The following is a 19914-nucleotide window of genomic DNA, read 5'->3' on the forward strand; positions in this document are numbered from 1 at the left end:
GATACTGGCCGGCCATGATGACGGCTGCAAGCGCCACGTCGCAGGCATGCCGGGCACGGCCTGCGGCCCGGCCGGCGACGGCCGCAGGCGGCCTCGCTGACAGCGCCGTCAGCGCGGCGTCAGCGTGGGGTTGCCCTGCGGCTTCTACGGTGAAGGCCCGTTTCCGCTGCCGGCGCCGCCCCCGTGATCGCCCTGCCCCCACCACCCGCTTCCCGTCGCCTGGCGCCGCTCGCGCGGCGGCTGAGTGCGCCGTTGCTGAGCGTGCTGCTCGGCGGCTGCATGGCCGGCCCCGACTACGTGCGCCCGGCGCCGCCGGCCACCGCGCAGCAGCCGTTCGCGGAAGCCGACGGCCACTGGACGCCCGCCGCGCCGGCCGCGGCCGACCCGGCGGTGGCGTGGTGGACGCGCTACGGCGATCCGCAACTGGATGCGTTGGTCGACCAGGCCGACCGCGCCAACCAGACCCTGCGCCAGGCCGAGGCGCGCTATCGGCAGGCGCAGGCGCTGCTCGGCAGCGCGCGCGCGGCCGAGGCGCCGACGCTGGGCGTGCAGGCCTCGGCCGGACGCGCGCGCACCGTCACCCCCAAGCCGGACCTGCGCGACACCGATGCCGTGGGGCTGAGCGCCAGCTGGGAGCCGGACTTCTGGGGCCGGGTCCGGCGCAGCGTCGAACAGGCCGGCGACAACGCCCAGGCCAGCGCCGCCGACCTGGCGCAGGCGCGGCTGTCGCTGCAAGCCGCGGTGGTGGCCGACTACCTGCAGTTGCGCTTCGACGACCAGACCCTGGCGCTGTACCAGCGCACCCTGGCCGGGTATCGCGACGCGCTGCGGCTGACCCAGGCGCGGCTGCGCGCCGGGGTCGCCAGCGACGCCGACGTGGCCGCGGCCGAAGCCACCCTGCAGGGCACCGAAGCCGCGTCGACCGATCTGGCGCTGTCGCGCCGGCAATTGGACCACGCCCTGGCGGTGCTGCTCGGCCGCACCCCTTCCGAGTTCTCGCTGGCGGCCAGCGACGCACCGCTGCCGGCGTTGCCGCCGACCCCGGCGGCCCTGCCCTCGGCCCTGCTGCAGCGGCGCCCGGACATCGCCGGCGCCGAGCGACGCATGGCCGCGGCCAATGCCGGCATCGGCATGGCCGTGGCGGCGTGGTTCCCGACCCTGTCGCTGAGCGCCAGCGGCGGCTACGACGGCGCCGGGCTGGCCTCGCTGCTGAGCGTGCCGAACCGGGTCTGGGCGGTGGGCGCGGCGCTGGCCGGCACGCTGTTCGACGGCGGCGCGCGCCGCGCGCAACGCGCGCAGGCGCAAGCCACCTTCGATGCGGCCGCCGCGAGCTACCGGCAAACCGTGTTGAGCGCGTTCCAGGGCGTGGAAGACCAACTCGCCGCCACCCGCGAACTGGCCCGCGAACAGCAGCAACAGCGCCGCGCCGCCGATGCCGCGCAGCAGGCCGAGCGCGTGCTGATGGATCAGTACAAGGCCGGTACCGCGCTGTACAGCGCGGTGATCGCCGCCCAGGCCAATGCGCTGGACGCGCAACGCAGCTTGCTGCAGGTGCAAGCGCGCCAGTTCGGCGCCCAGGTCGCTCTGCTGGTCGCGCTGGGCGGCGACTGGGACAGCACTCGTCTCCCCGCCGTGCGCGGCGCCTCGCCGGGCGCCACGCCGGCTCCAGTCGTCTCGGAGTAACCCATGTCGACCGCCGCTCCCGTCCGCCCCGCCGATCCGCCGCCGCCTCGCGCCACGCCGCGGCGGCGCTGGCCGCTTGTCGTCGCCGCATTGCTGGTCGCGTTGCTGCTGGCGCTGTGGCTGCGCCCGCGCCAGGCGCCGGCCGCCGCCACGCCACCGGTCCCGGTGACCAGCGCGCCGGTGCTGCGCCAGGATGTGCCGATCCGCCAGACCGGGATCGGCACCGTGCTGCCGATCGCCTCGGTGACCGTGCACTCGCGCATCGACGGGCAACTGATCGACGTGGGCTTCGCCGAGGGCCAGGACGTCAAGGCCGGGCAGGTGCTGGCGCGGTTGGATCCGCGCACCTACCAGGCGCAATTGGCCGCGGCCACCGCGCAGCAGGCCAAGGACCGGGCGCAACTGGGCAATGCGCAGGCCGACCTGCAGCGCTACACGCAACTGCTGCAGGACAACGCCACCACCCGCCAGACCCTGGACACGCAGAAGGCGCTGGTGACGCAACTGCGCGCCACCCTGCAGAGCGACCAGGCGGCGATCGACAGCGCGCGGGTGCAACTGGACTTCACCACCATCCGCGCGCCGATCGACGGCCGCGCCGGCGCAAGGCTGGTGGATCCGGGCAACATCGTCCACGCCAGCGATGCCGGCGGGCTGGTGGTACTGAACCAGATCGACCCGATCGCGGTGCAGTTCACCCTGCCCGAAAGCGCCTTCCAGCAGATCAACCGCGCGCTGCAGGCTGCGCCGTCTGGCGTGGGCGTGGACGCGGTCGAGCACGGCAGCGGCCTGGTGCTGGCGCACGGCACGCTGGCCCTGCTCAACAACCAGATCGACACCAGCACCGGCACCATCGCCCTGAAGGCGCACTTCGCCAACCCGGCGCACACGCTGTGGCCGGGACAGACCGTGGATGCGCGCATCACCCTGGGCATGCGCAGCGCCGCGCTGGTGGTGCCGAGCGCGGCGGTGCAGCGCGGCCAGGACGGCGAGTTCGTGTACGTGGTCGGTGCCGACCGCAGCGTGCGCGAGCAGCCGGTGCAGGTGCTGGACGAGGCCGATGGCCAGACCGTGATCGGCCAGGGCCTGCAGGCCGGCCAGCGGGTGGTGGTGGACGGGCAGTACCGGCTGCACCCCGGGGCGAAGGTGGTCGAAGCCAAGCCGGCCAAGCACGCCAAGCCGGCCACGGCTGGAGCGCAGGCGTGAGCGTCTCGGCGGCCTTCATCAAACGCCCGATCGGCACCTCGCTGCTGGCCACGGCACTGCTGTTGCTGGGCCTGGTGGCCTGGCCGCTGCTGCCGGTGGCGCCGCTGCCGCAGGTCGACTTTCCCACCATCCAGGTCTCGGCCAACCTGCCCGGCGCCAGCCCGCAGACCATGGCCTCGAACGTGGCGCAGCCGCTGGAGCGGCAACTGTCGCTGATCCCGGGCCTGAGCCAGATGACCTCGACCAGCGCGCTGGGCTCGACCCAGGTGACGCTGCAGTTCGACCTGGACCGCAGCATCGACGCCGCCGCGCTCGACGTGCAGACCGCGATCAACGCCGCGTCCGGGCAATTGCCCAGCGCGCTGCCGAGCGCGCCGAGCTTCCGCAAGATCAACCCGGCCGAATCGCCGGCGCTGATCCTGGCGGTGCAATCGCAGGTGCTGCCGCTGACCAAGGTCGACGACTACGCCGACAACGTGCTGGCGCAGCAGATCTCGCGTATCTCGGGCGTCGGCCTGGTCAACCTGTACGGTGCGCAGAAGCCGGCGGTGCGCGTGCAGGCCGACCCGGCCAAGCTGGCGGCGCTGGGCCTGAGCCTGGAGGACGTCCGCACCGTGCTCGCCACCACCACGGTGAACGCGGCCACCGGCTCGATCGACGGCGCGCGCCAGGCCTTCACCGTCTCCACCAACGATCAATTGCTGCAGAGCGCGGCCTGGAACGAGGCGGTGCTGGCCTGGCGCAACGGCGCGCCGATCCGCGTGCGCGACATCGGCACCGCGGTGGACGGGCCGGAGAACGCCAAGATCGCCGCCTGGGGCTACGCCGGTGCCGCCGCGCCCGCCGACAGCGGCATCGTCGACGGCCGCGCGATCATGATCGCCATCACCAAGCAGCCCGGCGCCAACGTCATCGACACGGTGGAACAGGTCAAGGCCGCGCTGCCGAAGCTGATGGCGTCGATCCCGCCCAGCGTCAGCGTCAAGATCCTCGCCGACCGCACGCAGAACATCCGCGCCTCGGTGAAGGACGTGGAGTTCACCCTGCTGCTGTCGATCGCGCTGGTGGTGGCGGTGATCTTCGTGTTCCTACGCAGCGCGGTGGTCACCCTGATCCCGAGCCTGACCGTGCCGCTGGCGATCCTCGGCACCGCCGCGCTGATGTACGTGCTCGGCTACAGCCTGGACAACCTGTCGCTGATGGGCCTGACCATCGCAGTCGGCTTCGTGGTCGACGACGCCATCGTGATGCTGGAGAACATCTATCGGCACATCGAGGACGGCATGGCGCCGCTGCAGGCGGCGCTGCAGGGCGCGGCCGAGATCGGCTTCACCCTGGTCTCGATCTCGGTGTCGCTGGTGGCGGTGTTCATCCCGCTGCTGCTGATGGGCGGCATCGTCGGGCGGCTGTTCCGCGAGTTCGCGGTGACGGTGAGCCTGACCATCCTGATGTCGCTGCTGGTGTCGCTGACCCTGACCCCGATGCTGTGCGCGCGCCTGCTCAAACCGCACGCCGAGCAGCCGCAGGGACGCCTGGCGCGCGCGTTCGAGCGCGGCTTCGAGGCGATGCTGGCGGCGTACCGGCGCGGCCTGGAGACGGTGCTGCGGCATCCGCGCCTGACCCTGGCCAGCTTCCTGCTGACCGTGGCCACCAGCGTGGCGCTGTTCGTGGTGATGCCCAAGGGCTTCTTCCCGCAGCAGGACACCGGCTTCATCTCCGGCACCGCCGATTCGGCGCAGGACTCGTCCTCGGCGGCGATGCGCACGCGCATGCTGCAACTGGCCGACATCATCCGCCGCGATCCGGACGTGCTGTCCTTCGGCATGCAGAGCGGCGCCAGCACCTTCAACTCCGGCACCTTCTCGATCGCGCTGCGACCCAAGGACGCAGGACGCACCGCCAGCGCCGACCAGGTGATCGCGCGGCTGCGCAAGCGCCTGGCGCAGGTGCAGGGCGTCACCCTGTTCATGCAGGCCGGACAGGACATCAACGTCGGCGGCCGCCTGGCCCGCACCCAGTACCAGTACACCCTGACCGACGCCGACCTCGACGAGCTCAATACCTGGGCGCCGCGGCTGCTCAAGGCGTTCCGCGCATTGCCGCAGCTCACCGACGTGGCCTCCGACCAGCAGAACGCCGCGCCGATCGCCAGCATCACCATCGACCGCCAGCGCGCGGCCAGCTTCGGTATCACCCCGCAGCAGATCGACGCGACCATCAACGACGCCATCGGCCAGCGCCAGGTCGCGCAGTACTTCACCCAGCTCAACAGCTACCACGTGGTGCTGGAAGTGACGCCGGCGCTGCAGGGCGATCCGTCGCTGTTCCAGCGGCTGTACCTGACCTCGCCGCTGAGCGGCCGGCAGGTGCCGCTGTCCACCTTCGCCTCGCTCGACACCAGCAAGACCGGCTACCTGTCGGTGAGCCACCAGGGCCAGTTCCCGGCGGTGACCATCTCCTTCAACCTGGCGCCGGGCGCGGCGCTGGGCGATGCGGTGGACGCGATCCAGCAGGCCCAGGCGCAACTGCGGGTACCGGCCACGCTCAGCGGCAGCTTCCAGGGCACCGCGCAGGCGTTCAGCGCCTCGCTGCGGACCCAGCCGTACCTGATCCTGGCGGCGTTGATCGCGGTCTACATCGTGCTCGGGCTGCTCTACGAGAGCTACATCCATCCGCTGACCATCCTCTCCACCCTGCCCTCGGCCGGCGTCGGCGCCCTGCTGATCCTGATGGCCGGCGGCTACGACTTGAGCGTGATCGCGATGATCGGCATCATCCTGCTGATCGGCATCGTCAAGAAGAACGGGATCATGATGGTGGACTTCGCCCTGCATGCCGAACGCGAACGCGGGCTGTCCTCGCGCGATGCGATCTTCGAGGCCTGCCTGATGCGCTTCCGGCCGATCATGATGACCACCCTGTGCGCCCTGCTCGGCGGCCTGCCGCTGATGCTCAGCCACGGCGCCGGTTCGGAACTGCGCCGGCCGCTGGGCTATGCGATGGTCGGCGGGCTGCTGCTGTCGCAGCTGCTGACCCTGTTCACCACGCCGATCGTGTACCTGTACCTGGACCGCCTGCACGGCTGGTACATGCGGCGCCGCCAGGCACGGCGCGCGCATCGCATCACGCCGCAGGCGCTGCAGCCGTGAAGGTGCTGATCGTCGAGGACGAGCGCAAGACCGCCGACTACCTGCAGCAGGGGCTGAGCGAACAGGGCTGCACGGTCGACGTGGCCTACGACGGCATCGACGGCCAGCACCTGGCCCTGCACTACGACTTCGACGTGATCGTGCTCGATGCGATGCTGCCGGGCCTGGACGGCTTCGCTATCCTGCGCTCGCTGCGGTCGGTCAAGACCACGCCGGTGATCATGCTGACCGCGCGCGACAGCGTGGAGGACCGGGTCAAGGGCCTGCGCGAGGGCGCCGACGACTACCTGATCAAGCCGTTCTCCTTCATCGAACTGCTGGCGCGGCTGCAGGTGCTGGCGCGGCGCGGCCGCGCCCAGGAAAGCACGCTGCTGCGCGTGGGCGACCTGCAGATCGACATGATCAGCCGCAAGGCCGTGCGTGGCCGGCAGCGGCTGGACCTGACCGCCAAGGAGTTCGCGCTGCTGGCGGCGCTGGCCCGGCACCAGGGCGAGATCCTGTCCAAGACCGCGATCGCCGAGATGGTCTGGGACATGAACTTCGACAGCAACACCAACGTGGTGGAAGTGGCGATCAAGCGCCTGCGCGCCAAGATCGACGTGCCGTTCGGCGCGCCGCTGCTGCACACCGTGCGCGGCATGGGCTACGTGCTGGAACAACGCGAGGACGCGCCCGGATGAGCGCGGCAGGGCGCGCGCAAGCGCCGCCGCGGCCCTCGATCGCGCTGCGCCTGGCCGGCCTGTTCGCGGCCACCGCGCTGCTCGGCTTCGCCCTGATCGGGCTGGTGCTGCACCAGGTGCTGGAACACGAGCTGCGCCGTCACCAGCGCGAAGAGCTGCACTCGCGCATGGACGCGGTGCAGTACATGCTGGTCAACAGCCGCTCGCCGGACCTGGCCGCGCATGCGCGCACCCGCCTGGCCAGCGTGTCCAGCGTGCCGGACCTGCGCTTCTGGCTGTGGAGCGAGGACCCGGCGTTCCGCTACGGACGCGGCGCCGAGGCGATGGCGCAGGCCACCCGCGGGCGCAGCGGCCTGGTGCAGATCCGCGATGCGCAGGCGCTGGGTATCGCCGATGCGCATCCGCAGGCGTGGCAGGCCATCGGCCAGGCGCTGCCGGCCACGCCGGTGCGCCCGCCGGTGCAGTTGATCGCGGCGATGGACAGCACCCCGTTCGCGCTGACCCGGCGCCGCTTCGACATCGCCCTGGCGCTGGTCACACTGGCCGGCACCGCGCTGGTCGGCGCGCTGGGCTACTGGACCGCCAAGCTCGGCCTGCGCCCGGTGCAACGGCTGTCGGCCGACGCCCAGCGCATCGGCCCGCACGACCGGCGCCGCCTGGACCTGCCGCGGCTGCCGCGCGAGCTGGAGGACCTGGGCGCCTCGCTGAACGCGGCGTTCGACCGGCTCGACGCCGCCTACGCGCAACAGGAAAGCTTCAATGCCGACGTCGCCCACGAACTGCGCACGCCGCTGGCCAGCCTGATCGGCCAGACCCAGGTGGCGCTGACCCGCGAGCGCGACGCGCAGCAGTTGCGCCAGGTGCTGCAGTCCAACCTGGAGGAACTGGAGCGGCTGCGCGCGATCGTCGCCGACATGCTGTTCCTGGCCCGCGCCGAGCAGGGCCAGCGCGCGCGGCAGTGCGAGGACGCGTCGCTGGCCGAGGAAGTCGGCAAGACCGTGGAGTTCTTCGAGGTGCTGCTGGACGAGGCCGGCCTGCGCGTGGAGATGCGCGGCGATGCGGTCACCCAGGTCGAGAAGTCGCTGCTGCGGCGCGCGCTGTCCAACCTGCTGCACAACGCCATCCAGCATTCGGCCAACGCCGCGCCGATCGTGGTGGAGATCGCGCAGCGCGGCGGCGAGGCGCAGATCGCCTTCTCCAACCCCGGCGTGGCGCTGGCGCCGGAGCATCTGGAGCGCCTGTTCGACCGCTTCTACCGCGGCGACGCCGCCCGCAGCAACAGCCGCGAAAGCCACGGCCTGGGATTGGCGATCGTCAAGGCGGTGGCGACCATGCACGGCGGGCGCGTGTTCGCGCAGCACCGCGACGGCATCACCACCATCGGCTTTTCGGTGGCGCTGGACGGCACCGCTGCCGGTGCGCCGACCAACACCGCCCTGCGCTGGCAGGCTTGACGCGGCGCCCGCGGCGTCCCGGCGTGCATCAGCCGGACACGCCGCGATCGCGCTCAGGCCGCCAGCAGCCGCGCCTGCAGCGCCGGCAGTTCGTGCACGGTGCCGAACCGTCCCTTGGCGTCGCGTTGCACTTGCGCCAGCGCGCAGTCCGGGTCGTGGGTGAAGAACAGGCGCACGTCGCGCGCCAGCGCGTCCTCCAGGAACGCGCGCTTCTCGTCGATCAGCAGCTCGGCGTTGCGGTCGTAGCCCATGGTGATCGGCACGTGCACCCACGAACGGCCCGGGATCAGGTCGGCGCAGAACGCCACCCCGCCGTGCGCCTGGCCGTCCTCGCCGTGGCGGGGGCCGACGATCTCGGCCAGCATCAGCCCCGGCGTGTGGCCGTCGCTGAAACGGAACCGGACCGCCTCGCCGAGCGCGCGCGAGTACGCGCCGTCGACCAGTTCCAGACGGCCGCTGGCCTCGAGCAGGCCGGGCAGCTCCGGGATGAAGCTGGCGCGGTCGCGCGGATGCGGCTGCAGCGCGCGCTGCCAGTGCGCCGCCCCGACCAGGAACTGCGCGTTGGGGAACAGCAGTTCCGGCGCCGCCCCCTCGCGCCACGGCGCCAGCAGGCCGCCGGCATGGTCGAAGTGCAGGTGGCTCAGCACCACCACGTCGATGTCGGTGTGGGCGAAGCCGGCGTCCTGCAGCGAATCCAGCAGCACGTGGCGGGCCTCCTGCACGCCGTAGCGCTCGCGCAGCGCCGGCGCGAAGAACGCGCCGATGCCGGTCTCGAACAGCACGGTCTTGCCGGCCAGCGGGCTGGCCAGCAGCGCGCGGCAGGCCAGCGCGATGCGGTTGCCGTCGTCGGGCGCGGCCCATTGCTGCCACAGCGCCTTGGGCGCGTTGCCGAACATCGCGCCGCCATCGAGTTTCTGCGCGTTGCCTTGGATGGACCAGAGCTTCATGGGCGGGGATTCGGGAGTCGATATTAGGGATGGGAAATTCGCAAAACGCGCGTCAGGGCGCCGGCGCGGTCTGCAGCACTTCGGCGCTGCCAACGGGGTTGCGCGGGTCGCTGCCGCCGCTGAGCACGTTGCGGCGCTTGTCCCATTCCACCGTCTGCAGGTTGCCCCAGACGTGGCTGGAGCCGTGGCCGTCCTCGGCGGTGTCGCCGGGCAGCTTGAGCGCATGCCCCATCGCTTCCAGGCCCTTCGCCGTGGCCGCGTCGAAGGTGCCGGTCTCGGCTTCGATCACGTCCGGCAGCCACTGGTGGTGGTAGCGCGGCAACGCCGCGACCTGCTGCGCAGTGAGGCCGTCGTCGTAGCCGAGGATGCCGAGCAGCACCATGGTGATGATGCGGCTGCCGCCCGGGGTGCCGAGCACGATCGCCTTGTCCGCGTTCTCCATGAAGGTCGGCGACATCGAGCTGAGCGGGCGCTTGCCCGGCTTGGGCGCGTTGGCCGCGTAGCCCATCACGCCGAAGGCGTTGGGCGTGCCCGGACGCAGCGCGAAATCGTCCATCTCGTTGTTGAGCAGCACGCCGGTGCCCTTGGGGATCAAGCCCGAGCCGTACAGCAGGTTGACCGTCTGGGTGGCGCCGACGCGGTTGCCCTCGCCGTCGATGATGGAGAAATGCGTGGTCTCGTCGTCTTCCAGCGGGGTCGGCTGGCCGGACAGCAGGTCGCTGGGCGTGGCCTTCTCCGGGTTGATGCCCGAACGCAGACCCACCGCGTAGTCCTTGCTCAGCAGGATGCGCTGCGGCACGTGGGTGAAATCCGGGTCGCCCAGGAAGAAGGTGCGGTCGCGGTAGGCGCGGCGCATCGCCTCCACGGTCAGGTGCACGCGGTGCACCGGGTCCATGCTCTTGAGGTCGTAGCCCTCCAGGATCTGCAGCATGCTGGCCAGGGCGATGCCGCCGGAGGACGGCGGCGGCGCGGTGGTGATGGTCCAGCCCTTGTAGTCGAAGCGGATCGGCGTGCGTTCCTTGACCGTGTAGCCGGCCAGTTCCTCCGCGGTCCAGCGCCCGCCGGCCTGCTTGACCCCGGCCAGCAGCTTCCTGGCGGTGGCGCCGCGGTAGAAGCCGTCGAAGCCCTTGTCGCCCAGCAACTGCAGCGTGTTCGCCAGTTCCGGCTGCTTGAACAGGTCGCCCTCGGCGATCGGCCGGCCGTTGCGCAGGTAGACCTCGCGGGTGCCGGGATAGCGCTCCATCACCTTGCGCCGCGACTGGTAGCCCTCGGCCATGCGCGCGTACACCGGGAAGCCCTCGCGGGCGATGCGGATCGCCGGCGCCAGCGACTGCCGCAGCGGCAGCCGGCCATGCTTGGTCGCCAGTTCCACCAGCGCCGCCGGCAGCCCGGGAATGCCGGCCGACCACGGGCCGTTGATCGAGCGATCGCGGTCCAGTTCGCCCTTGGCATCCAGGAACGCGGCCGGCGTCGCCGATTCCGGCGCGGTCTCGCGCGCGTCCAGCATCACGTCCTTGCCGGTCTTGGCGTCGTGCAGCAGGAAGAAACCGCCGCCGCCGAGGCCGGAGCTGATCGGTTCGACCACCGACAGCGTCGAGGACACCGCCACCGCGGCGTCGAAGGCATTGCCGCCCTCGCGCAGGATCTGCAGGCCCGCCTCGGTGGCCAGCCGGTGGCCGCTGGCGATGGCGGCGCCGGGCGGATGCGCGGCCGGGGCGGTGGCAGTCGCTTCGGCGACCGGGGCCTCGGCCCACGCCGACGGCGTCAGGACCAGGGCGAGCAGCAGGACACGGCGGACGAGGCTTCTCATGCGGCGGGGGGCTCCTGTGGGTACAACTCGGGGTGATCGCGCTGCAGGCGCTGCAACTTGGCCAGCAACTGCGCGTGGGTTTCCGGGATGGCCGGGTCCGGGTCGATGCATTCCACCGGGCACACCACCACGCACTGCGGCTCGTCGAAATGGCCGACGCATTCGGTGCAGCGGGCCGGGTCGATCACGTAGATCGTCTCGCCCATGGCGATGGCCTGGTTCGGGCAGGCCGGCTCGCAGACGTCGCAGTTGACGCAGAGCTCGTTGATCTTGAGGGACATGTGGCGCAATTCGGCACTGACCCGGGCAGTTTACCGGATCGGGGCGGGACGGCCCCGCGAAGGCGGCACCGCAGTACGGAATGCTGTATCGCCGCCGCGCCGGACCGGCGAAGCGAACGGCCCGTGGCGATTGACGCCGGTGCCGGCCACGCCTAGAGTCGCCGCGTCGAAAATGGCTGGCCTGGTCTCGGTAGGCCCAGGCCCTTCTCCGCGCTGGCGGAGAGGCTCTGTTCGCGCCGTGCCGCGCGATTCCCCGACAGTCCCCGTGTCCATCGTCCCGGGGTCTGTCCGTGGGCCGCCTTCGACCGGGCTTGCTGCGGCGGATCCCTCCAGCAGGAGCCAACGCATGTCCCCGATTCCCCTTTCCGGTCCCCTCCTCGTCTATCTCGGCAACGGCGTGCAGGGCGCCGCCGTGGTCCGCGCCGCACGCCGCCACGGCCTGGCCGTCCGCGCCCTGGTCCGCGAAGGCGCGGCCACCGCGGCGCTGCAGGCACTGGGCGCGGAGGTGGTCGCAGCCGACCTGGACGATCCCGCCGCCGTGCACGCGGCCAGCCGCGGCGTCGCCCACGCGGTGCTGCAGTTGCCCGCCGGCCCCGGCGAGACGACGCTGGCGCGGGCCCGACATGCATTGGCCGCCGCGCGCGCGGCGCGGCTGACCTCATTCGTGCTGAAGCTGAGCAGCGCGCCGCTGCCGGCGCCGTGTCCGGAACCCAGTCTGCGCACCAACGCCGACCTCGCGGCGCTGGCGCGCGACGCCGGCCTGCCCTGCGCGATCCTGTGGCCGACGCTGTACCTGGACAACCTGCTGAAGCCCTCGGCGCGTACCGAGATCGTGGCACACGGCGTTTTCGCACCGCCGATCGCCGCCGCGCAACGCATCGCCTGGACCTCGGCAGATGCCTGCGCCGAGGCTGCACTGGCACTGCTGCGGTACGGCACGGACGGCGACTGCTACCGGATCGCCGGCACCGAGAGCCTGACCGGCCCGGAACTGGTGCAGCGGCTCACGGCCGGGCTCGGCCGCCCGGTGTGCTATCGCGCGCAGCCGCTGGATGTGTTCGAGCGCGAGGTGGACGCGGCGCTGGGCGCCGGCCATGGACGCGTGGTGGCATCGAAGTTCCGCTTCTTCGCCGAGTTCCCGCAGCAGGCCGATGCGCTGCTCGCCGCGCCGCTGCAGGCACAGCCTGGACTGGAGACGTTCCGACCCGGGTCGATCGACGCCTGGATCGCCGCGCATCGGCAGGCCTTGCTGGCGCCATCCTCCGCATGGAGCGGTCCGGCAACCGACTGGTCAAACAGCGGCTAACCCAACGGCGGCGGCAACGGCGCGCGACTGTGGCGGATCAGCAGGGTCTTGCCGCGGAACGGCGCGAGCTTGGCCAGCAGCAGCGCGCGCTCCTCGCGGTGGTAGTCGCGGCTCCAGGCCAGCATCCGCGGCAGCCGCGCCAGGGTCGGCCGATAGGCGGCGGCCTCCAGGCCCAGCCACTGCCGGCCGAGGCGCAGCACGATCTGCAGGGGGGGTGCGCCAGGGTGCCGCGTCGATCACCACGATGTGGTCGGCGCGCGCGAGCGCCGCGTCGGCCCATTTGAACTGCACGCCTTCGACGATCCAGCGCTCGCCGTCGACGATGCGCTGCAGCAGCGGCCGCTTGTCCTCGAGGGGCCGACGGACGTCGCCCTCGGCGCTGCGGACCCAGTGCAGATCGTCCAGAGCATGGCAGGCAATGCCGTGACGGCGGCCCAGCCGGCGCGCCAGGGTGGTCTTGCCGGCGCCGGTGGGGCCGGTGATGAAGATCCGCATCGCCTGTGCCCTGCCCGGAAGTGCGCAACCGCGCGACGGCAGGCAGCGCGTCCGCGCGACGCGACCGCCCGTTGCGGGCGGCGCGGAATCGCCGGACCGGCGCGCATCGGCGCGCCGGTCCGCGCGGGGCTTACTTGGCTTCGACGAAGATGTAGTCGGCGCCGGTCGGCTTGACCACGGCTTCGACGCGGGCGTTGTCGGCCGGGGCGCCGATGTAGACCACGCGCACGCCCTTCATGGTGTTCGGCTCGACCTTGGCGAACGCGGCGGCGATCAGGTCGGCCATCTTGGCCGAGGCCGAGGAGCCGAACGCCAGCATGTTGCCCGGCTGGATGCCGCGGCCGATGGCGGTGGTGGCGCTCTCGACCTGGCGCTCGTACTTGGCCTGGAAATCGGCATCCGATTCCGGCGGCAGGTAGTACAGGAACGGGCTGTTGGTGACGTTGCCCATGTTCTGGATCGCCACTTCCTGCAGGTACTTCTTCCAGCCGGCGTCGTCGTCCTTGGCCGGGGCGGTCAGCGCGGGCTGCGCGTCGGCGACCGGCTTGGCGGCCTCTTCCTTCTTGCAGGCGGTGAAGCCCAGGGCCAGCGAAGCGATCAGCAACGCGCGTGCGGTGGTGTTCATGGAACGGCTCCCTCTGTGTCGTCAGTGAATGGTGGGCGGCTCAACGCTGCGCGGCGGCCTGGCGGGCCCGGACCAGCGCCTGCACCACCGACGGCGGCACGAAGCCGGACACGTCCCCGCCCAGGCGCGCGATCTCGCGCACCAACGAGGACGAAATGAAGCTGTGTTGCTCGGCCGGGGTGAGGAACAGCGTCTCCACCTCCGGGATCAGATGCCGGTTCATGCTCGCCATCTGGAACTCGTACTCGAAATCGGACACCGCGCGCAGGCCGCGCAGCAGCACGCCGCCGCCGACCGAGCGCACGAAATGCGCCAGCAGCGTGTCGAAGCCCAGGACCTCCACGTTGCGGTGCCCGGCCAGCGCCTCGCGGGCCAGCGACACGCGCAGTTCCAGCGGCAGGGTCGGCCCCTTGGACGGGCTCTGCGCCACGCCGACGATCACCTGCTCGAACAGCGGCGCGGCACGGTTGACCAGATCGATATGGCCGTTGGTGATCGGATCGAAGGTGCCGGGATAGACGGCGATGCGGCTATGGGCCACGGTCATGCGTCGGGTACCGCGTGAAGGTCGCCGGGAAGTGTAGCAGCGGTGCGCCGGTACAGGGCAGCGCGCACCTCGCGGCTGCCGCCCTCGCGGTACAGCGCCCAGGGCGCCGGTACCGCCGGCGCCTGCCCGGCCGGCGACTCCAGGTACAACCAGGCCGTGGCCGCCAGCCGCGCCGGCAGGCGCTGCAGCACCGCGTCCCATAGCCCCGCGGCGAACGGCGGGTCGACGAAGGCGATGTCGGCCGCGGCATCGGCCGGCGCCTCGGCCAGCCAGCGCAGCGCATCGCCCTGCACCACCTGCACCTGGTCCTGCGCCTGCAGCCGCGCGACCGTGGCGCGCAGTTGCGCCGCCTGGCCGGGATCGCGCTCGACCAGCACCGCGCCGGCCGCGCCACGCGACACCGCCTCCAGGCCCAGCGCGCCGCTGCCGGCGAACAGGTCCAGCACGCGCGCCCCGGGCAGCACCGGCTGCAGCCAGTTGAACAGGGTCTCGCGGACCCGGTCGGAGGTCGGGCGCAGCCCGGCCAGCTCCGGCACCGGCAGCCGCGTGTTGCGCCAACGCCCGCCGATGATCCGCACCTGGCCGCCGCCGGGACGGCTCATCGGCGGCCTCGCGGGGGCCGGGACAGGCGGGACGGGGAACGCAAGGACGGCATGGGCGGCGGGCGGCGGAAACGGGGTCCGGATCATAGACCAGCCCGCTGACCGGCGTATGCGCGGCGCGGCGCTTGAAGCCGGCCGCGGCCGCCACCATGTCGGCCGGCAGAGCCGCGCCCTCCTCCGCGCGGCCGCCCATCCTTCATGGAGCACCTACCGATGAGCGTGGAAACCCAAAAAGAAACCCTGGGCTTTCAGACCGAGGTCAAGCAGCTGCTGCAGCTGATGATCCATTCGCTGTATTCCAACAAGGAGATCTTCCTGCGCGAGCTGATCTCCAACGCCTCCGACGCCGCCGACAAGCTGCGCTTCGAGGCGCTGGTCAAGCCGGAGCTGCTGGACGGCGACGCGCAACTGCGCATCCGCATCGGCTTCGACAAGGAGGCCGGCACCGTCACCATCGACGACAACGGCATCGGCATGAGCCGCGAAGAGATCGTCGCGCACCTGGGCACCATCGCCAAGTCCGGCACGTCCGACTTCCTCAAGCACCTGTCCGGCGACCAGAAGAAGGACTCGCACCTGATCGGCCAGTTCGGCGTGGGCTTCTACAGCGCCTTCATCGTCGCCGACCAGGTCGACGTGTACAGCCGCCGCGCCGGCCTGCCCGCCAGCGAAGGCGTGCACTGGTCCTCGCGCGGCGAAGGCGAGTTCGAGGTCGCCACGGTCGAGAAGGCCGAGCGCGGCACCCGCATCGTGCTGCACCTGAAGGACGCCGAGAAGGACTTCGCCGACGGCTGGAAGCTGCGCGGCATCGTGCGCAAGTACTCCGACCACATCGCCCTGCCGATCGAACTGCCCAAGGAGCACTACGGCGAGGACAAGGACACGCCGGAAACCCCCGAGTGGGAAACCGTCAATCGCGCCAGCGCGCTGTGGACGCGCCCGCGCACCGAGATCAAGGACGAGGAATACCAGGAGCTGTACAAGCACATCGCCCACGACCACGAGAACCCGGTGGCGTGGAGTCATAACAAGGTCGAAGGCAAGCTGGAGTACACCTCGCTGCTGTACGTGCCCGGCCGCGCCCCGTTCGACCTGTACCAGCGCGACGCCTCGCGCGGGCTCAAGCTGTACGTGCAGCGCGTCTTCATCATGGACCAGGCCGAGCAGTTCCTGCCGCTGTACCTGCGCTTCATCAAGGGCATCGTCGATTCCAGCGACCTGCCGCTGAACGTCTCGCGCGAGATCCTGCAGTCCGGCCCGGTGATCGACTCGATGAAGTCGGCGCTGACCAAGCGCGCCCTGGACATGCTGGAGAAGCTGGCCAAGGACGACGCCGAGCGCTACCAGGGCGTGTGGAAGAACTTCGGCCAGGTGCTGAAGGAAGGCCCGGCCGAGGACTTCGGCAACCGCGAGAAGATCGCCGGCCTGCTGCGCTTCGCCTCCACCCACGGCAGCGACGGCACGCAAAACGTGTCGCTGGCCGACTACGTGGCGCGGATGCAGGACGGCCAGGACAAGCTGTACTACCTGACCGGCGAGAGCTACGCGCAGATCAAGGACAGCCCGCACCTGGAGGTGTTCCGCAAGAAGGGCATCGAAGTGCTGCTGCTCACCGACCGCATCGACGAGTGGCTGATGAGCTACCTCACCGAGTTCGACGGCAAGTCCTTCGTCGACGTGGCGCGCGGCGACCTGGACCTGGGCAAGCTCGACAGCGAGGAGGAGAAGCAGGCCAAGGAAGAAGCCGCCAAGGCCAAGCAGGGCCTGGTCGAGCGCATCCAGAACGTGCTCAAGGACGACGTGGCCGAAGTGCGCGTCTCGCATCGCCTGACCGACTCGCCGGCGATCCTCGCCATCGGCCAGGGCGACCTGGGCCTGCAGATGCGGCAGATCCTGGAAGCCAGCGGCCAGAAGCTGCCGGAGAGCAAGCCGGTGTTCGAGTTCAACCCGTCGCACCCGCTGATCGAGAAGCTGGACGCGGAAGCCGATGGGGAGCGCTTCGGTGATCTGGCGAAGGTGCTGTTCGATCAGGCTGCGTTGGCGGCTGGTGACAGCCTGAAGGATCCGGCGGCGTATGTGCGCCGGCTTAACAAGTTGTTGTTGGAGTTGTCTGTGTAAGCCTTTGGCAGGCAACGCGTGTGAGAAACGAAGCCGGCGATTTGCCGGCTTCGTGTTTTTAAGGCAAGTCCACGCGTGTTGCACTGTCCTGCGTTCCAAATGCCTCAGACATGATGCCACCAGATTAAATCCACTTGCGTGAACTAATCGAAGCGCGGCAGATTTACCACCCCTTAGAACAGGACATCGCCGCGAGTTTATAAAAAACATAAAACCAGTAAGATTACAGACCCGTAATCGAAGCCTCCACCCTTAATCATCAGACTCAAAATCCGGGATTAATGACATAGATTTTTTTAAATTGCTTGGCGTATTCGGCGCGCGTCATCCTGTCGACGGCATTCCTGGGCAATTCTTCATTATATTCCCAGCGCCAACTTTAGACCTCTGTGCGGGCACGAAGCAGTGTTGGGAAATAGCGCTGGTTGAGGACTTCATCGCGCAAGCGGCCGTTTAACAACTCCCATAGGCGCTCTAGTCCGGCTTGCCTGACTGGATCAGCCGAAGCTGTATGCCGTGTTCTTGCGAGCAACTAACCATCGACTTGCCACACAAATCGTTGCCATTATCGGTGCGGATTGCCTGCGGCAAGGCGAGTAGCAATGACAGCCGGTCCAGCACGTGCACTACGCCATGTCTGGAGATCGCACATCCACTTCAACCGCTAACGCTTCATGCGTAGCATCGCCCACAATCACAAGGTACTTGATGACGCGGCCTTCACCAGTGCAATCAAACACAAAGCCCATCGACCATACCTGACTGGCGGGCACCAACTTGAGGCAGCGGGTACCGCTCAGCATAACGGCACTTTCTTGCGCTCGCGCGGCCTGACCTGCCGCCCCTCCTGCTTATACAGCGGCTCTACACGCTTGTAATTGACCATTGTGCCCTTACTACCACGCCATAAGCGTTTGTGCCGGTGCGCCAAGGCAGTGATGTGCTCGCGGAGCTGCCCGTTGCGATCCTCACGCGGAACACAACGCGGCGGGCTGTCACTCATCCCAATGATCGCCAGCGCTTGGCGCTCACTTGCCGCGCGCTGCATCTATAACAAACCAGTTCACAACGCGCCTGTGAGCTTGTTAATTTTTCGTAGCGCCACATTGATCGAGTCGTTATCGAACAGCTGCCGGGCCAGCAATTTCTTCGCTCGCTCTCGGCTCCAGACTCTTGAGCCGCTTAGCATCGGCCACGCCCATGCCACCGAACTTACTGCGCCACAAATAACAGGAGGCTTCATTGAAGTCAGGCCGCAGAGCATAGGCCCTTGATTGCCCCTGGCTTAGACTTCGCGCAAGAGGTCGATGATATCTTCTTCGGAAGAGCGCTTCTTCCAGCCGAATTTCCTTGGAGCAAGAAATTGGACACCAAGCCGCCCTACCAATCAAATCAGCGAAGACGTCGGCCTGACAGCACCCCCTAATACACCACATCCCACTACACCAACTAAGCAATGCAACAGCAAACCCACACAAACCATAACCCAACCAATCAGTTAAAAAATCAGACACTCATCAAAGCGTCCCACAAAGGAACGCGCCACTCACCCCATTCATTTCTATCAAAACGACATGAAAAAGCAAAACTTTCATCTTTACTTGCCGACCGCACAACAACCACACCATAAAGAAAATAATCATCATACTCAAGAAAAAGAGAATCAGCTAAATAGACCACAGACAAGACAGAGCCTCGCGGATCTTTAACTTCAACCCTCTCACCTTTACGAAGATCAACCTTCTTCCTTGATGCTACTGAAATTAAACCGACCTCTCTAATGGTCAACCGCTCCTTATTTTCACCAACAATTTCTATTCTCAGGTAGTATGGAGAAGATCTCTCCCTAGGATGATCGGAGCCAAAGCTTCCGACCAAATTGGCCACCAATCCAAAACGCTTATTATCGCAGACTCCGACATGATAGTCATCATAGGTATACCTATCAAATAAAATCAGAAAAAATAAAATTACCACCGCGATAAAAGCAACAACTTTCAGCACCAAGGTTTGATTTTTTATTTTCATCTCTTAGGCACCTCTACAGCGTTCAAAAATATACCCCTTATCTGTCTTTTTTTTCAATCTCAGGTGGGGGAGGTGGTGGAGACTCCGATGACGTTTCCCCAACCGGCTCCGGAGATCCAATAGTGACTGTTGGTGTCGGCGCTGAACCCATTACAGAATTTGGCGAGACTACAATAGGGCCATTCCCCCACAATAAATAAGGAATAACATCATACATCAAGTGGCCACCCCAATCATCTGGAGAGGCATAATTATACGTTCCGCCATTGAGAAGATCAGTAACCAAGTTTCCGCCCCCATCATACACAGCCTCATTATGCCCAGAATCATCAACCCACTTTGTATTCTGAGCACCATCTTCACCCTGCTGGTGAAATGCGCTTTGAGCATCAGACATCTGTCTCCAATTGCTTGCAGCCTGTGCCTCCTTCTTATTTCGGGGCGTCTTGTTTAGTCCATTTCTATAGTAATGCCGCAAGTACGCATCAACGTAGGGCGAATATGACTGCCGCCCATCCACATCTATAAGTGTGTAGGGGTTTCCGTTTGCATATCGATAGCGATTGAACTGATTTACCGGCTGCTCGTAGGCACTCACCGGATCAACGCTCAAAAATACCGCCAAGCGCGAATCGTAATACCGCTGCTGCATATATATCAGCCCGGTCGCTGCATCCATGACGTGACCGGTATAGCCGGGCCCATCCGTCACGGGCTGATTCACCATACTCCCGTAAGGCTCGTATTCTCGGCGTTCAACAACGTTACGGTCCTTGTCCGTCACCAACACAACAGACCCGAGTCCATCCGTATGGATGTAGCGGACCGTCTGCGCCGAGACGCCAAAGGCGACGAGCAATAAAAGGGCGGCTGCAGCCATTGGGCGCATTGCCGCACGAATCCCCTGGAAATTCGACATCACTCGTCCTTGCGAGTTGGAACCATCGACACGTGTTGCAGAACAGACCTCTCTTGCACAGGCC

The 19914-nt window shown here is 68.0% G+C and carries 16 protein-coding genes and 2 pseudogenes; 7 read left to right on the forward strand and 11 right to left on the reverse strand.

Annotated elements, in window-relative coordinates:
* Window positions 1–183 precede the first annotated feature (183 nt).
* From AC1PME_RS13360 to AC1PME_RS13380, 5 genes are read left to right on the forward strand one after another with little or no spacing between them, the layout of a single operon-like run.
* Complete coding sequence (locus tag AC1PME_RS13360) at window positions 184–1683, forward strand: efflux transporter outer membrane subunit (RefSeq protein WP_481096122.1); 1500 nt, start codon at window positions 184–186, stop codon at window positions 1681–1683.
* Between the two features lie 3 nt (window positions 1684–1686).
* Window positions 1687–2889 (forward strand): efflux RND transporter periplasmic adaptor subunit, encoded by a 1203-nt coding sequence (locus tag AC1PME_RS13365; RefSeq protein ID WP_254458481.1) that lies wholly within the window; start codon window positions 1687–1689, stop codon window positions 2887–2889.
* Complete coding sequence (locus tag AC1PME_RS13370; RefSeq protein WP_481096123.1) at window positions 2886–6038, forward strand: efflux RND transporter permease subunit; 3153 nt, start codon at window positions 2886–2888, stop codon at window positions 6036–6038. Before AC1PME_RS13365 ends, AC1PME_RS13370 begins: the two co-directional genes overlap by 4 nt.
* Window positions 6035–6718 (forward strand): heavy metal response regulator transcription factor, encoded by a 684-nt coding sequence (locus AC1PME_RS13375; protein ID WP_254458483.1) that lies wholly within the window; start codon window positions 6035–6037, stop codon window positions 6716–6718. Before AC1PME_RS13370 ends, AC1PME_RS13375 begins: the two co-directional genes overlap by 4 nt.
* Window positions 6715–8172 (forward strand): heavy metal sensor histidine kinase, encoded by a 1458-nt coding sequence (locus AC1PME_RS13380; RefSeq protein WP_481096124.1) that lies wholly within the window; start codon window positions 6715–6717, stop codon window positions 8170–8172. The genes AC1PME_RS13375 and AC1PME_RS13380 overlap by 4 nt, the downstream gene beginning before the upstream one ends.
* A gap of 53 nt (window positions 8173–8225) precedes the next feature.
* On the opposite strand, the gene AC1PME_RS13385 is transcribed toward AC1PME_RS13380, so the two are convergent.
* The 3 genes from AC1PME_RS13385 to AC1PME_RS13395 are packed head-to-tail and all read right to left on the reverse strand — an operon-like array spanning window position 8226 to window position 11210.
* The gene (locus tag AC1PME_RS13385) at window positions 8226–9119 is read right to left on the reverse strand and encodes an MBL fold metallo-hydrolase (RefSeq protein ID WP_254458485.1); all 894 of its coding nucleotides are present in this window, start codon (window positions 9117–9119) and stop codon (window positions 8226–8228) included.
* Between the two features lie 52 nt (window positions 9120–9171).
* A complete protein-coding gene (ggt, locus tag AC1PME_RS13390) occupies window positions 9172–10929 on the reverse strand; it encodes a gamma-glutamyltransferase (protein WP_481096125.1) in 1758 nt (585 codons plus the stop codon).
* On the reverse strand, window positions 10926–11210 hold the full coding sequence (locus AC1PME_RS13395; protein ID WP_017908325.1) for a YfhL family 4Fe-4S dicluster ferredoxin: 285 nt from the start codon (window positions 11208–11210) through the stop codon (window positions 10926–10928). Before AC1PME_RS13395 ends, ggt begins: the two co-directional genes overlap by 4 nt.
* A 346-nt stretch (window positions 11211–11556) precedes the next feature.
* Between AC1PME_RS13395 and AC1PME_RS13400 the strand changes: the two genes are divergently transcribed.
* Window positions 11557–12516, forward strand: coding sequence for an NmrA family NAD(P)-binding protein (locus AC1PME_RS13400; protein WP_481096126.1), 960 nt, complete (start codon window positions 11557–11559; stop codon window positions 12514–12516).
* Here the strand turns inward: AC1PME_RS13400 and AC1PME_RS13405 are convergent.
* The 5 genes and pseudogenes from AC1PME_RS13405 to rsmD form a co-directional block, all read right to left on the reverse strand.
* Window positions 12513–12716: a hypothetical protein gene (locus tag AC1PME_RS13405; RefSeq protein WP_481098171.1), complete on the reverse strand. Its 204-nt coding sequence runs from the start codon at window positions 12714–12716 to the stop codon at window positions 12513–12515. The genes AC1PME_RS13400 and AC1PME_RS13405 overlap by 4 nt on opposite strands.
* A 115-nt stretch (window positions 12717–12831) precedes the next feature.
* A pseudogene (locus AC1PME_RS13410) lies at window positions 12832–13011 on the reverse strand (AAA family ATPase); the annotation flags it as partial.
* Between the two features lie 130 nt (window positions 13012–13141).
* Window positions 13142–13636, reverse strand: coding sequence for a hypothetical protein (locus AC1PME_RS13415; protein WP_254458489.1), 495 nt, complete (start codon window positions 13634–13636; stop codon window positions 13142–13144).
* A 40-nt stretch (window positions 13637–13676) separates the two neighbouring features.
* The gene (gene coaD, locus AC1PME_RS13420; protein ID WP_254458490.1) at window positions 13677–14183 is read right to left on the reverse strand and encodes a pantetheine-phosphate adenylyltransferase; all 507 of its coding nucleotides are present in this window, start codon (window positions 14181–14183) and stop codon (window positions 13677–13679) included.
* The gene (rsmD, locus tag AC1PME_RS13425) at window positions 14180–14872 is read right to left on the reverse strand and encodes a 16S rRNA (guanine(966)-N(2))-methyltransferase RsmD (RefSeq protein WP_481096127.1); all 693 of its coding nucleotides are present in this window, start codon (window positions 14870–14872) and stop codon (window positions 14180–14182) included. The genes coaD and rsmD overlap by 4 nt, the downstream gene beginning before the upstream one ends.
* Window positions 14873–14998: 126 nt before the next feature.
* Between rsmD and htpG the strand changes: the two genes are divergently transcribed.
* Window positions 14999–16903 carry a molecular chaperone HtpG gene (gene htpG, locus AC1PME_RS13430; RefSeq protein WP_307551284.1) on the forward strand — a complete coding sequence of 635 codons (1905 nt, stop codon included), beginning with the start codon at window positions 14999–15001 and terminating at the stop codon, window positions 16901–16903.
* A gap of 265 nt (window positions 16904–17168) precedes the next feature.
* On the opposite strand, the pseudogene AC1PME_RS13435 reads toward htpG, so the two are convergent.
* The 3 genes and pseudogenes from AC1PME_RS13435 to AC1PME_RS13445 form a co-directional block, all read right to left on the reverse strand.
* Window positions 17169–18290 (reverse strand): annotated as a pseudogene (locus tag AC1PME_RS13435) (integrase core domain-containing protein).
* A 119-nt stretch (window positions 18291–18409) separates the two neighbouring features.
* A complete protein-coding gene (locus AC1PME_RS13440; protein WP_481096128.1) occupies window positions 18410–18931 on the reverse strand; it encodes a hypothetical protein in 522 nt (173 codons plus the stop codon).
* A 37-nt stretch (window positions 18932–18968) separates the two neighbouring features.
* Entirely contained in the window at window positions 18969–19850 is an 882-nt protein-coding gene (locus AC1PME_RS13445) for an RHS repeat-associated core domain-containing protein (protein ID WP_307551287.1), read from the reverse strand.
* Window positions 19851–19914 lie beyond the last annotated feature (64 nt).

Source organism: Xanthomonas sp. NCPPB 901 (assembly GCF_056725085.1).